The following is a 14,225-nucleotide window of genomic DNA, read 5'->3' on the forward strand; positions in this document are numbered from 1 at the left end:
GGTTCGTCTGCCGCGGCTCGCCCCGGAACGGGGCCCACGGCGGTGCGGACCCGTGGCCGTGAGGCCGGGTCAGCCACCCAGTTCCTGGTGGCGGGCGGTGTGCGCGGCCGTGCCCGTCTCCGTCAGCGAGCCGTAGAGGCGCAGGCGGGAGAAGCCGCCGTCCGGGAAGATGTCGATCCGTACGTGCGTGCCGACCGCCGGGGCGTCGAGCACGAAGCGGTGGTTGGTGTCGGGCTGCAGGCGGGTGCGCGGCAGGAACTCCGTCCACTCGCCGTCCTCGCCCGTCTTGACGGACAGCGAGGCCCAGCCCGCCGAGTTGCCCTTGAGGTACGCGGTGTCGATCTCGACGGCGCGGATCTCGGACTCGGCGACCAGCTGGTAGCGGATCCAGTCGTTGCCGTTGTCACGGCGGCGGGCGGTCTCCCAGCCGTCGTCCATCTTGCGGGAGCGGCCCGGGTTGATGGTGTTGGTCGGCGGGGAGTAGAAGCGGTTCGAGGCGTCCTGGACCGAGCCGCCGTTCTCCAGGGCGACGACGTCGAAGGTGCCGAGCGTGGCGAGCCACTTCGGGTCCGGGACGACCTCGCCGTAGACGCGCAGGCGGGCGATGCCGCCGTCGGGGTGCTGGTTGACGCGCAGGTGCGTGAAGCGCTGCTCGGCGCTGACCTCGAAGCCGTTGGCCGCGTGGCCGCCGACCGCGGTGCGCGGGACCAGGGTGGTCCACTTGACGTCGTCGCCGAGGAGCTCCTCCGGGGTCGGCGCCAGGGCGCCTTCCCAGTTGGTGCCCTCGATGGAGACGGCCTGCGGCATGTTGCCGCGGAAGTGGGCGGTGTCCACGACGATGCCGCGGATCACGCCGGGCGCGCCGAGGCGGACCAGGGCGTAGTCGTGGTCCTCGGGCGTCGGCCAGGGCTGGGTGGCGGAGACGCCGCGGCGGCGGCGGGTCTCCCAGCCGTCCATGATCTTGCCCTTGTGGCCGAAGTGCTCGGGGTCGAAGTGCGCGGCCTCGGCGATGAGCAGGTTCTCGCGCTGGGCGAAGAACTCGTCGTTGGCGAAGGTGACACCGGCGCCCAGTTCACGGGCGGCGAGGTTCGCGTACTGGGTGAACGGGAAGTCCGCGGTGCGGTAGTCCGCGTACGGGTCGCCGCCTCCGTACGGGTTCGCGTTACCGGTGAAGGAAGCCAATCCAGTTGAACGCTGTGCCACTGTCAGTTCTGCCTTTCGAGGAGGAGGCCCGTGGGCTCGGTCGGGGTGCCGTGGTCGGCGATCTGCGTACCGCGCAGCCAGGTGGACTTCACGACGCCGTGCAGGGTCTTGCCCGCGTACGCCGTGATCCGGTTGCGGTGGTGCAGTTCCGCGGGGTCCACGGTGAAGGTCTCTTCGGGTGCGAGGACGGCGAAGTCGGCGTCGCGGCCGGCCTCGATCGCGCCCTTCTGCGTCAGGCCGGCGAGGGCGGCCGGGGCGGCCGACATCCAGCGCACGACGTCCTCGAGGGAGCGTCCGCGCCTGCGCGCCTCGGTCCAGATCGCGGGGAGGCCCAGCTGGAGGGAGGAGATGCCGCCCCACGCGGTGGCGAAGTCGCCGGTCTTCAGGTCCGCGGTGGAGGGAGAGTGGTCGGAGACGATGCAGTCGATCGTGCCATCGGCGAGCGCGTCCCAGAGCAGGTCCTGGTTGGCGGCCTCGCGGATGGGCGGGCAGCACTTGAACTCGGTGGCGCCGTCCGGGACTTCCTCGGCCGTGAGGGTGAGGAAGTGCGGGCAGGACTCGACGGTGATCTGGACGCCCTCGGCCTTGGCGGCGGCGATCAGCGGCAGCGCGTCGCTGGAGGACAGGTGCAGGACGTGGACGCGCGCGTTCAGCCGCTTCGCCTGGTCGATCAGGTTCTGGATGGCGGTGTTCTCGGCGTCCCTGGGACGGGAGGCCAGGAAGTCCGCGTACTTGGGGCCCGGGTTCTGCGGGGCCGAGTCCAGGTGGTGCGGGTCCTCGGCGTGCACGATCAGCAGGCCGCCGAAGCCGGTGATCTCGGCGAGGGAGGTGGCCAGCTGCTCCTGGTCCAGCTCGGGGAACTCCTCCACGCCGGACGGCGACAGGAAGCACTTGAAGCCGTAGACGCCGGCGTCGTGCAGGGGGCGCAGGTCCTTGACGTTGTCCGGCAGGGCGCCGCCCCAGAAGCCGACGTCCACGTGCGCCTTGGCACGGGCGACCTCCTGCTTGACGCGCAGGTTCCCGGTCGTGGTGGTCGGGGGCAGGGAGTTCAGCGGCATGTCGAGGATCGTGGTGATGCCGCCGGCCGCCGCGGCGCGGGTGGCCGTCCAGAAGCCTTCCCACTCGGTGCGGCCGGGGTCGTTCACGTGGACGTGGGTGTCGACCAGGCCGGGGAGCAGGACGTCGTCGCCGAAGTCCTCCAGCCGGGCCCCGGACGGCACTTCGGCCTCGTACGCCTGCACGGCCGTGATCTTCCCGCCGGCGACGGCCACCGAAGCGGCGCGCGTCCCCTCGGGGGTGATGACGCGCGTCGAGCGCAGTACCAGTTCCACAGCCACGTCGGACACCGGAACCTCCCCATCTACTTCCACAGAGCGAAATTCAACGTTCTGTTGACGGAGTCTTCACGCCGATCCCGGACCAGTCAAGAGCGCCCGGACGGACCACTGACACACCTGGACCGCGATTGGATGTTTCCACAGGATGGAATTAGAATTTCGCTATACAGAATGTAGCTACCACCACCGGGAGCCGGGCGGGTAACTTCCCGAGGAGGTCCGCCACCGGACAAACCGCCTCTGACCGGCGGGGACGGCATCGCCCCGGCTCTAGGGCCGACGCCGACCGACCGGTAGGCTGCTTCCTTGCCTGCCAGCACCGAAAGGACCGCGCCGTGCCGACGTCCAGCGCCAGCACCACCGACGCTTCCGCCAAGCCCACCGCCGCCAGCGGTGGCGTTCAGTCCCTTGAGCGCGCCTTCGATCTGCTCGAACGCATGGCCGACGCCGGGGGCGAAGTCGGCCTCAGCGAGCTCTCCGCCGCCAGCGGTCTGCCGCTGCCGACCATCCATCGCCTCATGCGCACCCTCGTGGCATGCGGCTACGTCCGCCAGCAGCCCAACCGACGGTACTCCCTCGGACCCCGGCTGATCCGCCTCGGCGAGTCCGCGTCGCGCCTTCTGGGCACCTGGGCCCGGCCCTACCTCGCCCGCCTGGTCGAGGAGACCGGCGAGACGGCGAACATGGCCCTGCTCGACGGGGACGAGATCGTCTACGTCGCACAGGTGCCGTCCAAGCACTCCATGCGCATGTTCACCGAGGTCGGCCGCCGGGTGCTCCCGCACTCCACCGGTGTGGGCAAGGCGCTCCTCGCCCACACCCCCGCCGAGGAGGTACGGGCCCTGCTGGCCCGCACCGGGATGCCCGCGGCGACCGAGAAGACCATCACCACGCCCGAGGGCTTCCTGGAGGCGCTGGAGCAGGTCCGCAAGACGGGCTACGCGGTCGACGACAACGAGCAGGAGATAGGAGTCCGCTGCCTGGCGGTGTCGGTGCCGAACTCGCCGACCGCCGCGGCGATCTCCATCTCCGGCCCGGCGGGCCGGGTCACCGAGCAGGTGGCGGAGTCCTTCGTGCCCATCCTCCAGGGCGTCGCGGCCGAGCTGTCGGTGGCCCTGTCCAACCAGAACCCGGCCTGACGACCGGCAGCCGTACGCACGAAGGCCCCGCCGCCCCGCACGACGAGGGGAGGCGGGGCCTTCGTCCGCGCCGGGCGAAGTGAGTACGGTCTGTCCATGCAGAACATCGCGGTGGAGCAGCAGCGGGGGCACGTCCTCCTGATAGCGGGGGACGCGGCCGTACGGCGCCGCACCGTCCAGGTCGCACCGAGCGCCAACCTGGCCGCGCTGGGAGTGGTGCCCGTCCCGATGCTGCTGAACAGCACGGTCCCCTGCGACACCACGTACCTCGACGGCGCCCGCGACCCGAACACCGTGCTGATGCGGCTGCGCACGGCCGCGGCCACCCCGGGCCCGCTGCTGGTCTACCTGTCGGGCAGGCTCTCGGTCGACCGCCGCAGCCGGCGGCTGCACCTGTGCCTGGCCGGGACGACGGCGGGCAGCGTCCGCTACACGGGGCTGCCCTGGGAGTGGCTGGGCTCCGAGCTGCGCGGCCGTCCCGCCGGGCTGACCACCGTGCTGCTCGACCTCGCGGCGGACAAGGCGGCCTGGCCGGTGCTCCAGGAGTACGGCAGCCTGCCCGCCTCGCCCTCCGCCGAGGTGTACGGGGTGGTCTCCCCGCCCGGCTTCGCGGGCGGCGGCGAGGGGGTGAGCAGCTACACGCGGGAGTGGATCAACCAGCTCCGCAGCAGCCCCGGCCGCCCGGGCAACCTCCAGCTGCACGCCCTCGCGGTGGGCACCGCCGCGCTCCCACCGGGGGCCCTGGTTTTGCCGACGGCCCGCGAGCTCGGCGTACCGGGGGGCCGGGAGGCCGTACGGGAGCCCGCGGGGGCGCACGGCCTCGGGCCGGCCGCCCCGGTCCCGCCGCCCCCGCGGGAGCCGCAGGAGACGCAGGAGACCCAGTCGTCACAGCAGCCCCGGACGCCCGTACCGCCGCTCCCCGACCACGCCCCCGGCCAGGACCCGCGGCCGCACATCCACGCCCTGGCCACCGCCGGGCGCCACCTGGAGGCGGCCACGCTCGCCCAGGCGTGGGAAGCGCACGTCCTCCAGACCCACGGGTACACCTCGGCGGAGGCCACCCAGTGGGCCGAGATCCGCGCCGACCTGGCACGGATGGCGGGCGACTTCCGGCTCGCGACCCGGCTGTGGACCGGCGTCGGCCGGTCCCGGCTGGCCCACCAGCCCCCGGACGCCCCCGAGGTCAAGGGCGCGGCCGCGGGCGCCCTGTACTGCTGGACCCAGCTCAAGGACCCGGCCGCCGCCGTCGAGGCCGGTCCGGAACTCATCCGCCTGCTGCGCGCCCTGCCCTCGCTCGACCCCCGCCACCTGCACCTGGCCCGCCAGCGGCTCGACCTCCTCCAGCAGGCCCGGCCCGACGCGGCCCCGCGCCTGCCGGTGACCGCGGAACTGCCCTAAGGGGCGTCCCCCCGATCATGTCCGCCCGGGGCGTCCGTCGCCCCGGGCCAGGCGGCCAGCGCCAGTTCGGCCACCGCCCTCAGCTGGTCGGCTCCGGCTCCGTCGCAGGCGCGCTGCGAGAGGCCCTGCACGACCGCGGCGAAGTACTCGGCGAGGGTCCGGGGGTCGGCCCCGGCGGGCAGCTCGCCCGCCCGCTGCGCCTGCCGCAGCCGGGTCTCGAACACGTCCAGGTTCCCGTTGCGCAGCGTCCGGAGGAACTCCCGCACCCCGGCGTCCTGCGGGGTGACGTTGGTGGCGGCGCTGATGACCAGGCAGCCGGCCGGGTGTGCGGGGTCCGGATAGATCGCGGCGGCCTCCCTGAGGATGCGCGCGAAGGCCCCGTACGCGGTGGGCTCCTCACGCAGGGCCACGCCCATGAAGGCGCCGACGGGCGACCGGCCGTAGGCCTCCACCGCTTCCTCGAACAGTGACTTCTTGTCCCCGAAGGCCGCGTAGAGGCTGCCGGGGCGGATCCCCATCTCCCCGGTCAGGTCCCCGATGGACACCCCTTCGTAACCCCGCTCCCAGAACAGGCGGGTGGCCGCGGTCAGTGCCGCCGCGCGGTCGAAGGTGCGCGGCCGGCCTCGCTTGGGCGTCTCAGTCATGGTCCCCATTTTAGAGTGCTCGCTCAAAAAAGCTGTTACCTTCTTTCTTGGTCGATCACTCAACAAATGAAAGGCGGCCGACGGACATGGCTGTACAGCGACTTGACGGAAAGACGGCACTGGTCACCGGCGGCAGCCGGGGCATCGGACGGGCCGTGGCCGAGCGGCTCGCCCAGGACGGCGCACTGGTCGCGCTGACCTGGGCCCGCGACGAGACGGCGGCGCACGAGGTGGTGGCGCGCATCAGGAAGGACGGCGGCCGGGCCTTCGCGCTCCAGGCGGAGCTGGGCCGTCACGGGGACGCCGCCGCCCTCTGGGCCGCCTTCGACGCCCAGGTCCACGACCACGCTCCGGAGCGGGCCGTCGACATCATCGTCAACAACGCCGGGATCGGGCGGAGCGCGGACCTGGCCTCCCTGACCGAGGAAGGCTTCGACGAGGTCTTCGCCGTCAACGTGCGCGCGCCGTTCTTCATCGTGCAGGAGGGCCTGGAGCGGCTGCGCGACGGGGGCCGGATCATCAACGTCTCCAGCGGCGCCGCCCACCTCGCCATGCCCGAGGCCATCGCCTACGGCGCCACCAAGAGCGCCCTGGACAACTTCACCCGCAACCTCGCCCGGCAGCTGGGTGCCCGGGGCATCACGGCGAACTCCGTCGCCCCCGGGATCATCGACACGGACGTCAACGCGGCCTGGCTGCGCGGCAACCCGGAGGCCGAGGCCCACGCGGCCTCCCTGGCGGCCCTGGGCCGGGTCGGCAGGCCCGAGGACGTGGCCGACGTCGTGGCCTTCCTGGCCTCGGACGACGCCCGGTGGGTCACCGGCAAGGTCGTCGACGCGACCGGCGGCTCCGGGCTCTGACTCCCCCGGCCGCCGTCGCCTGCCGCCCCCGCGCCTCCTGCCGCTGCCGCTCCTACGGGGCCGGGACCGGGGCCGGGGTCAGGCGGCCGTCGCTCATCGTCGCCGTGCGGTCCATCCGTTCCAGGTGGGCGTGGTCGTGGGTGACCAACACCGTGGCGGTGGAGCGCTCGCGGGTGAGGGTGACCAGCAGGTCCAGCACGGCCGCGCCGCGCTCGTGGTCGAGCGCGCTCGTCGGCTCGTCGACCAGCAGCACGGCGGGCTCGTTCATCAGGGCGCGGGCGATGTTGATCCGCTGGCGCTGGCCCCCGGAGAGCTGGTGGGGGCGCCGGTCCGCCTTGTCGGCCAGGCCCACCGCGTCGAGCAGCTCCAGCGCGCGGCGGCGCAGCTGCCGGGACGGGCGGCCGGAGAGGTGCGCCATGACCTGGAGCTGCTCCGCGGCGGTGAGCGAGGCCAGCAGGTTCGGCTGCTGGAAGACGATGCCGATCTTCTCTCGGCGCAGGGCCGACTTCTCCGCCGCGCTGAGCCGGGCCGTGTCCCGGCCGGCGACCACGACCCGGCCGGAGTCGGGCGTGACCAGGGTGGCGGCGACGGCGAGCAGGCTGGACTTGCCGGACCCGGAGGGGCCGATCACTGCCGTGAGGGTGCCCGCGGGGACGTCCAGGCAGACCTCGTCGAGGGCGGTGAGGCGGCCGTCGCCGTCCGGGTAGGTGAGCGTGACGTCGTGCACGAGGAGGGTCATCGGGCGCTCCCTAGCGCGGTCAGCGGGTCGACGGCGGTGATCCGCCGGATGGACAGGGCCGCGCCCAGGGCGCCGAGCACGATCATGACCGCGGCGGGGAGCAGCACGGTGGCGGCGTCGAGCACGAACGGCACGTCCCCGCCGCTGATGACGGCTCCGAAGGCGGCCGCGAGCGCCGTGCCCAGTCCGGTTCCGATGGCGAGCATGACCACGGCCTGGCCGAGGGCGTCCCTGAGGAGGTACGGGGTGGAGGCACCCAGTGCCTTCAGGACGGCGATGTCCCCGCTGCGCTGGATGGTCCACACGGTGAAGAAGGCGCCTATGACCAGGGCCGAGATGACGAAGAGGAAGCCCCGCATCAGCTGGAGCGAACCGTTCTCGGCCTGGTAGGAGCCTATGGCGCCCAGGGCCTCGTCCACGGTCCGCGCCTCGGTGCCGGCGGCCTCGTCGCCGGCGGCCAGGTCGATGCCGTCGCCGGAGAGGGCGACGACGGTGGCGAGGGTTTCGAGGGAGGTTCCGGGGTTGCCGATGCGCTGCCAGTCGAGGAGGTGCGCCCAGACGACCGGGGTGTGGCTGTAGGCGGCGGTGCCGGACACGGCGGCCACGGCCAGTTCGAGCGTGCCGATCTTGACCTTGGCGCCCGCGGTGAGGCCGCCGAGCTCCTTGGCGGCCTTCTCGGTGAGGACCACCCGGCCCTGGCCGAGGCCGCTGCCGCGCGGACCCGGCTTGCCGGCGCCCTCGCCGGGTTCCACGCCGAAGACGGACACGGCGGCGGTCCGCTCGCCCGAGACGGCGTTGGTGGTGCGGATGCCGATCGGCTCCGCCGCCCTCACGCCGGGCTGCTGCCGCCAGGCCCGCCAGGCGCTCTCGGGCACCTGCGAGTTGGTGAAGGACACCTCCTGGTCACCGCCGGGCGCGGCGAAGGCCAGGTGCGAGGCGGGCAGGCCGGTGACGGCCGAGATGTTCTCCCGGGCCAGTCCGGACGTGAGCCCGGACAGCAGGCCGACCAGCAGGGTGATCAGCAGGACGACGGAGCCCATGAGGGCGAACCGGCCCTTTGCGAACCGTAGATCTCTCCATGCGACGAACATGATCCCCACCTTGGTCCTCCGCGTGGGCACAAGACATCGCGCCACAGTGGAGATCCTCGTATCGAAGGGCGCATCCCGACATCAAACTTTTGGTTGACCGGGGCCGGCGGGCGCCCACTTACGCTGGTCGGGCCATGGCTACTCCTCCCGCTCCCCGCGCCGCGCGCGCCCTCACCCCCGTGTCGAAGGTGCTGCGCCTGTGCCTGCACGCGCTGCTCTTCGGGCTGCTCGCGCTGGCCGCCGGGCGGGCCGTCGCCGATTCCGCGCCCCGGTCGGGGTGGGTGGTCGCGGTGTGCGCGGTCCTGGCCGCCGTGTACGTGGCCGGCGTACGGGCCCCCGTCGTGCACAGCTCGCCGCGCGCCGGGGCGGTGTGGCTGGCGGCTCTCGGCGCGGTCTGGGCGGGGCTGCTCGCGCTCTCCCCCGACGGGCTGTGGATCGCCTTCCCGCTGTACTTCCTGGAGCTGCACCTGCTGCGGCTGCGCTGGGGCGTCGCGGCCGTCGCGGTGACCGCCTGCGCGGCGATCGGCGGCTTCGTCGGACACAACAGCCTCGCGCACAGCAGCTCGCCGAGCCCGGGGGCGTTCCTGGGGCCGCTGCTGGGCGGGGCCGTGGCGGTGGCGACCGTACTGGGCTACCAGGCGCTGTACCGGGAGAGCGAGCGCCGCCGCGAGCTGATCGACGAGCTCATCGCCACCCGGGCGGAGCTGGCCGCCGCCGAGCGGAGCGCGGGCATCCTGGCCGAGCGGGAGCGGCTCGCGCGGGAGATCCACGACACCCTGGCCCAGGGGCTGTCGTCCATCCAGCTGCTGCTGCGGGCGGCCGAGCGGGCGCTGCCGGCCGGGGCTCCGGCGGTGGAGCACATCGCCCGGGCCCGGGAGGCCGCCCAGGACAACCTGGCCGAGGCGCGCCGTTTCGTACGGGCCCTCACCCCGCCGGACCTGGAGCACGGGTCCCTGGCCGCCGCCCTGGAGCGGCTGTGCACGGGGGCGCCGGGGCCGCGGGTCCGGTTCTCGCTGAGCGGCACCCCGCGGGTGCTGCCCACCCCGTACGAGGTGGCCCTGCTGCGGATCGCCCAGTCGGCGCTGGCCAATGTGGTGCGGCACGCGCGGGCCGGGCGCGCCGAGATCACCCTGACGTTCATGGACTCCTCGGTCACGCTGGACATCGTGGACGACGGGCGGGGCTTCGACCCCGCCTCGGCCGCCTCCGCCCCCTCGGGCGAGAGCGGCTTCGGGCTGCCCGCGATGCGTTCGCGCGCCGAGACCCTGGGCGGGCTGTTCACCGTGGAGTCCGACCCCGGCCAGGGCACCGCCGTGGCCGTCACCCTGCCGCTGCCGGTGGACGCGTACGCCGATGCGGGCGCGGAGCCGGACCCGAAGTCCGGTCCGGAAGTGAGGGCCTTCTGATGACGATCCGGCTGCTGCTGGCCGACGACCACCCGGTGGTGCGGGCCGGGCTGCGCGCGGTGCTGGACACCGAACCGGACTTCGCGGTGGTCGCGGAGGCCGCGACCGCCGAGCGGGCGGTGGAGCTCGCGGCCGCCGAGCCGGTGGACGTGGTCCTGATGGACCTCCAGTTCGGCCCGGGCATGCACGGCTCCGCGGCGACGGCGCTGATCACGGCGCGCCCGGGCGCGCCCCGGGTGCTGGTCCTGACCACGTACGACACGGACGCGGACATCCTGGCGGCGGTGGAGGCGGGCGCCTCCGGCTACCTGCTGAAGGACGCCCCGCCGGAGGAGCTGGCGGCCGCGGTACGCACGGCCGCGGCGGGCCAGTCGGCGCTGGCCCCGGCGGTGGCGCTGCGCCTGATGGACCGGATGCGGACCCCCGCGGAGGCGCTGACGAAGCGGGAGCTGGAGGTGCTCCAGCTGGTCGCCGACGGGCTGTCGAACCAGCAGATCTCCAAGAAGCTCTTCCTCAGTCAGGCCACGGTCAAGTCCCACCTGGTGCACATCTACGCCAAGCTCGGCGTCGACTCCCGCACCTCCGCGGTCGCGGCCGCCTCGACCCGCCGGCTGATCCGTACCCCGTAGCGGCGAACGCGTACTTCCGTACGGCGACACCCGGCAGGAATGCGATGGCGCGGCCCGGCCGACCCCCGTACGGCAAGGCCGCCGCCATCTCTCTCTCGAGAACGGTCATCACGCTACGACCGTACGGATCCTCCGGGCGAGGGCAGCACGCGCCAGCCAGCGGACCGAGCGCGCCACGGGGGGACTTTCCACGCCGTGTCGGGGACCTCTGGCGCCGGCTTCCTCCGGTGATCTAGAAATTTCGTGCTGGTCTAAGCTCACCCCCTGTGGTCTCACATGCACATCAGGGGACGACCTCCTCCGCCCTCACCCGTCTGAGCGTCAATGCCGCACGTCTTCTCGGCATACCCCCGCACGGGTACGCGCACCTGCTGGGCCTGGCGCCCGAGCACCTCAACGACGACCTGTGCCGGACCCCCACGGCCACGAGCATCCGCATCGCGGAACTGACGACGGTCCACACTCCCTGGACCGAGCTCTCCGTGCTGCTGGCACAGCAGTCGAGCGTCGGCACCCTCGGCGTCTGGGACTACCTGATCACCTCCGCGCCCACCCCGCTCGAAGGCATCCGGGACGCCGCCGCGTGCTTGGCCACCGTCGCCGACACCGGCACGGACACCCTCCGGGTCACCGAGGACGGCGAGCACGTCACGATCAGCCACGTCAACCATGCCGATCTGACCTACGAGGCGGCCTGTGCCATCCGCGCCTACGTCCTCGGCCTCTGCCGGCGCCGTCTCGGCGAAGCCGCACAACGCCGCCTCGTTCCCGTCCGGGTCACCCTGGCTGCCAAGGCACCCCGCCGGCACGACGCCCTGACCGAGCTGTACGGCACCCGCGCCGTCGAGTTCGAAGCCCCGGGCAGTTCGATCACCTTCCTCGCCTCCGACCTGCAGGTCCCGAACCCGCGCGCCCAGCCCGGCCTGTCGACCGTGCTTCGAAGACACGCCGAGCAGACGCTCGCCAACGCGATCCCCCTGCACAGCTGGCTGGACCTCTTCCGCACCGCCCTGGCCTCCGTCCACGACGAGACCACACCGACGCTGCCCACGGTCGCGCGGCGCATGGCCGTCAGCACGCGCACCCTCCAGCGCCGCCTCGACGAGCACGGCACCACATGGAGCAACGAGGTCGAGACCGTACGCCGGGCCCAGATCACACGGCTGCTCCACCACACCGACCTCAGCATCGATGCGATAGCCGCTCGCAGCGGGTACGCCGACGCCCGCGCCCTGCGCCGCGCGGTCCAGCGCTGGTACGGCACCACACCGGCCTCCCTCCGCCGCACCAGCCACCTGCAGGACGCGGCGACGGGCCTCCCGGGGCCCGGGCGAGGGTGACGGACACCCCGCCCGGCCGGGCTACGCCACCCAGTACGGCCGTTCCACCGCCGCGGGCAGCGGTACCCCGTCGTGGAAGGCGCCGGCGAGGCGGCGTACGCCCTCGTCCAGCCTCTCGGCGGGGAGCGTGTACGGGATGCGCAGCCGGTGTTCGAAGGTGCCCGGGTCCACGCCGAAGCGGGCCCCGCGGCCTATGTGGACCCCCGCGGCCGCGGCCCGTTCGGCCAGGGCGGAGCTGACCGGTTCGCCGAGGTCGACCCAGAGGGAGAGGCCGCCCGGCGGGAGCTGCCAGGACCATTCCGGGGTGTGCCGCTGGAGCGAGCGCACCAGGGCCTCGCGCTGGATCCGCAGCTGCGCGAGCCGCGCGGGCAGGGACCGGTCCAGGCCTTCCATCAGCGGGAGCGCGACGAGCTGGTCGAGGACCGAGCCGGACATGTCGGCCGCGACCCGCACGGCCGTCAGCTCGGTGATCATCTTCTCGGTGGCCCGGATCCAGCCGACCCGCAGCCCGCCCCAGTGCGTCTTGCTGAGCGATCCGATGGTGACGACGTGGTCGGCTCCGCCGCGCGGGGCGAGCGAGGCCAGCGGCGCGGGCGCGGGGACGTCCAGCGCGATGTCGGCGATGGTCTCGTCGACCACCAGCCAGGTCCCGGTGCGCCGGGTCGCGGCCAGCAGCCGCAGCCGCTGCTCCTGCGGCATCAGCGCACCCGTCGGGTTGTGGAAGTCGGGGATCGTGTAGGCGAGCCTCGGCACGGTCTGGCGCAGCGTGGACTCGGCGATCTCCATGTCCCAGCCGGCGTCGGAGACGGCGATGGACCCGGTGCGCACCCGCGCGTGGCGCAGCGCGTCGAGGGCGTTGGCGTAGGTGGGGCTCTCGGTGACGACCCGGTCCCCCGGTCCGCACAGGAGGCTGACGACGAGCGCGAAGGCCTGCTGGGCCCCGGCGGTCACCAGGATCTGCTCGGGGCGGGTGGGCAGTCCGCGGCGGGTGAAGCGGTCGGCGACGGCCGCGCGCAGGTCGGGCAGGCCGAAGGGGTGGTAGCCGGGGGTCCGGGCGGCCCCGGGCAGCCGGGGCGCGGCCCAGGCGAGGGCCTCGGCGAGGCTGCCGTCGGGGGCGCCCATGGCGGCGATGGCCAGGTCGATGCCGGGATCGCCGTCGGCGCTGTAGCCGCCTGCCCCGACGATGGCGTGGGCGCCGACGGGGCGGTGGCCCTCGGGGAGTTCGGTCCAGGTGCCGGAGCCGCGGCGGCTGCGGACGTAGCCGCTCTCGCGCAGCAGGTCGTAGGCGCCGGTCACGGTGGCCCGGCTGGCTCCGACGGCCTCGGCCAGCTCGCGCTCGGCGGGCAGCCGCACGTGCAGGGCGATGCGGCCGTCGAGGATCAGGGTGCGGACGGCGTCGGCGAGGGCCCGGTAGCCGGGGCGGGCCCGCACGTCGGCGGGGAGCAGGGCCGCGAGCTGGCGGCTGCCGATGGTTCTGTCCGCTGTCTGGACCACTCGCCCGTTTGCCATGCCAACCTCCCCTGATTGGCTCTGCCATCCAGGCCAATCGAGGTCCAGACTCGCCGTATTGGCCCCCGATTGGCAAGGAGCAGCGGAGATGCTGACCGACCGTGACGAACGAGCCCTGCTGAGCGCCGCCGAGAACCGGATCGCCGAGCCGCTGCGGATCGGGGCCGCGCTGGCCTCCGTACGCAGGACCCTGTCGGCGCGGCCACGGCGGTCGCAGCGGCAGCGGTCGCAGCGGTCATCGTTGTCACCGTGGTCACGGGATTCCGCGGAGGAGCGAGAATCGGTGGCATGTCGTCCCACACCAGTCCGCCAGTGATCGCGGGCCTGCTCCTGGCCGCCGGCGGCGGCCGCCGGCTCGGCGGCCGCCCCAAGGCCCTCCTGACCTACCGTGGCCGCCCGCTCGTGGAGAACGCCGTGCGCGTCCTGCGCGAGGCGGGCTGCGGGCCCGTGCACGTGGTGCTCGGCGCCTCCGCGGCGGAGGTCCGCGAGCGCGCCGACCTGAGCGGGTGCGTGGTGACCGACAACCCGGACTGGGCGGAGGGCATGGGTTCCTCCCTGCGGGTCGGCCTGGCTTCCCTGGCCGGTACGGGCGCCCGCGCGGCCCTGGTGTCGCTGGTGGACCAGCCGGGGATCGGGCCGGCGGCCGTGGCCCGGGTCCGGGAGGCGTACCGCTCCCCGGCGAGTCTGGTGGCGGCGGCCTACGGCGGGGAGCGCGGCCATCCCGTGCTGTTCGGCGCGGACCGCTGGGCGGACATCGCGGCGACGGCCACCGGAGACAAGGGCGCGCGGGTGCACCTGACGCAGCATGCGGACGAGCTCATGCTGGTGGAGTGCGGGGACATCGCGGAGGCCTTCGACATCGACACCCCGCCCGACCTGGCACGACTGGCTTGAACACGCCCGGAGTGCGGCCTGAGCGGGGGGTAACGG

The 14,225-nt window shown here is 73.6% G+C and carries 13 protein-coding genes; 7 read left to right on the forward strand and 6 right to left on the reverse strand.

Annotation, left to right across the window (positions count from 1 at the left end; translation table 11 throughout):
- Positions 1-69: 69 nt before the first annotated feature.
- Positions 70-1,203 (reverse strand): allantoicase, encoded by a 1,134-nt coding sequence (alc, locus tag AB0D94_RS18735; protein WP_362052657.1) that lies wholly within the window; start codon positions 1,201-1,203, stop codon positions 70-72.
- 2 nt (positions 1,204-1,205) lie between these two features.
- On the reverse strand, positions 1,206-2,549 hold the full coding sequence (gene allB, locus AB0D94_RS18740; protein WP_362052659.1) for an allantoinase AllB: 1,344 nt from the start codon (positions 2,547-2,549) through the stop codon (positions 1,206-1,208).
- A gap of 326 nt (positions 2,550-2,875) precedes the next feature.
- On the opposite strand from allB, the gene AB0D94_RS18745 reads away from it, so the two are divergent.
- Positions 2,876-3,679: an IclR family transcriptional regulator gene (locus AB0D94_RS18745; protein WP_362052661.1), complete on the forward strand. Its 804-nt coding sequence runs from the start codon at positions 2,876-2,878 to the stop codon at positions 3,677-3,679.
- A gap of 96 nt (positions 3,680-3,775) precedes the next feature.
- The gene (locus AB0D94_RS18750) at positions 3,776-5,077 is read left to right on the forward strand and encodes a hypothetical protein (RefSeq protein WP_362052664.1); all 1,302 of its coding nucleotides are present in this window, start codon (positions 3,776-3,778) and stop codon (positions 5,075-5,077) included.
- Here AB0D94_RS18750 and AB0D94_RS18755 read toward each other — a convergent pair.
- On the reverse strand, positions 5,074-5,721 hold the full coding sequence (locus AB0D94_RS18755; protein ID WP_362052667.1) for a TetR/AcrR family transcriptional regulator: 648 nt from the start codon (positions 5,719-5,721) through the stop codon (positions 5,074-5,076). The two genes, AB0D94_RS18750 and AB0D94_RS18755, sit on opposite strands and share 4 nt — an antisense overlap.
- A gap of 86 nt (positions 5,722-5,807) precedes the next feature.
- On the opposite strand from AB0D94_RS18755, the gene AB0D94_RS18760 reads away from it, so the two are divergent.
- Positions 5,808-6,581 (forward strand): SDR family oxidoreductase, encoded by a 774-nt coding sequence (locus tag AB0D94_RS18760; RefSeq protein WP_362052670.1) that lies wholly within the window; start codon positions 5,808-5,810, stop codon positions 6,579-6,581.
- Between the two features lie 52 nt (positions 6,582-6,633).
- Here the strand turns inward: AB0D94_RS18760 and AB0D94_RS18765 are convergent, their stop codons facing one another.
- Positions 6,634-7,320 carry an ABC transporter ATP-binding protein gene (locus AB0D94_RS18765; RefSeq protein ID WP_362052673.1) on the reverse strand — a complete coding sequence of 229 codons (687 nt, stop codon included), beginning with the start codon at positions 7,318-7,320 and terminating at the stop codon, positions 6,634-6,636.
- On the reverse strand, positions 7,317-8,411 hold the full coding sequence (locus AB0D94_RS18770; RefSeq protein ID WP_362052676.1) for an ABC transporter permease: 1,095 nt from the start codon (positions 8,409-8,411) through the stop codon (positions 7,317-7,319). Before AB0D94_RS18770 ends, AB0D94_RS18765 begins: the two co-directional genes overlap by 4 nt.
- A gap of 134 nt (positions 8,412-8,545) precedes the next feature.
- Between AB0D94_RS18770 and AB0D94_RS18775 the strand changes: the two genes are divergently transcribed.
- From AB0D94_RS18775 to AB0D94_RS18785, 3 genes are all read left to right on the forward strand, one after another.
- Positions 8,546-9,817 (forward strand): sensor histidine kinase, encoded by a 1,272-nt coding sequence (locus tag AB0D94_RS18775; RefSeq protein WP_362052679.1) that lies wholly within the window; start codon positions 8,546-8,548, stop codon positions 9,815-9,817.
- Complete coding sequence (locus AB0D94_RS18780) at positions 9,817-10,446, forward strand: response regulator transcription factor (protein WP_362052682.1); 630 nt, start codon at positions 9,817-9,819, stop codon at positions 10,444-10,446. Before AB0D94_RS18775 ends, AB0D94_RS18780 begins: the two co-directional genes overlap by 1 nt.
- Before the next feature lie 266 nt (positions 10,447-10,712).
- Positions 10,713-11,786: a helix-turn-helix domain-containing protein gene (locus AB0D94_RS18785; RefSeq protein WP_362052685.1), complete on the forward strand. Its 1,074-nt coding sequence runs from the start codon at positions 10,713-10,715 to the stop codon at positions 11,784-11,786.
- A gap of 21 nt (positions 11,787-11,807) precedes the next feature.
- Here the strand turns inward: AB0D94_RS18785 and AB0D94_RS18790 are convergent, their stop codons facing one another.
- A complete protein-coding gene (locus AB0D94_RS18790; protein ID WP_362052688.1) occupies positions 11,808-13,295 on the reverse strand; it encodes a PLP-dependent aminotransferase family protein in 1,488 nt (495 codons plus the stop codon).
- 288 nt (positions 13,296-13,583) lie between these two features.
- On the opposite strand from AB0D94_RS18790, the gene AB0D94_RS18795 reads away from it, so the two are divergent.
- Positions 13,584-14,189: a nucleotidyltransferase family protein gene (locus tag AB0D94_RS18795; RefSeq protein ID WP_362052691.1), complete on the forward strand. Its 606-nt coding sequence runs from the start codon at positions 13,584-13,586 to the stop codon at positions 14,187-14,189.
- The last annotated feature ends 36 nt before the right edge of the window (positions 14,190-14,225 follow it).

Source organism: Streptomyces sp. NPDC048255, from assembly GCF_040652415.1.
Taxonomy (GTDB): domain Bacteria; phylum Actinomycetota; class Actinomycetes; order Streptomycetales; family Streptomycetaceae; genus Streptomyces.

Coding starts and splice junctions, on each gene's coding strand:
- AB0D94_RS18780 (WP_362052682.1), top strand. CDS start 9,817: ATGACGATCCGGCTGCTGCTGGCCGACGACCACCCGGTGGTGCGGGCC.
- AB0D94_RS18795 (WP_362052691.1), top strand. CDS start 13,584: ATGTCGTCCCACACCAGTCCGCCAGTGATCGCGGGCCTGCTCCTGGCC.
- AB0D94_RS18755 (WP_362052667.1), bottom strand. CDS start 5,721: ATGACTGAGACGCCCAAGCGAGGCCGGCCGCGCACCTTCGACCGCGCG.
- AB0D94_RS18765 (WP_362052673.1), bottom strand. CDS start 7,320: ATGACCCTCCTCGTGCACGACGTCACGCTCACCTACCCGGACGGCGAC.
- AB0D94_RS18790 (WP_362052688.1), bottom strand. CDS start 13,295: ATGGCAAACGGGCGAGTGGTCCAGACAGCGGACAGAACCATCGGCAGC.
- AB0D94_RS18750 (WP_362052664.1), top strand. CDS start 3,776: ATGCAGAACATCGCGGTGGAGCAGCAGCGGGGGCACGTCCTCCTGATA.
- AB0D94_RS18770 (WP_362052676.1), bottom strand. CDS start 8,411: ATGTTCGTCGCATGGAGAGATCTACGGTTCGCAAAGGGCCGGTTCGCC.
- AB0D94_RS18775 (WP_362052679.1), top strand. CDS start 8,546: ATGGCTACTCCTCCCGCTCCCCGCGCCGCGCGCGCCCTCACCCCCGTG.
- AB0D94_RS18760 (WP_362052670.1), top strand. CDS start 5,808: ATGGCTGTACAGCGACTTGACGGAAAGACGGCACTGGTCACCGGCGGC.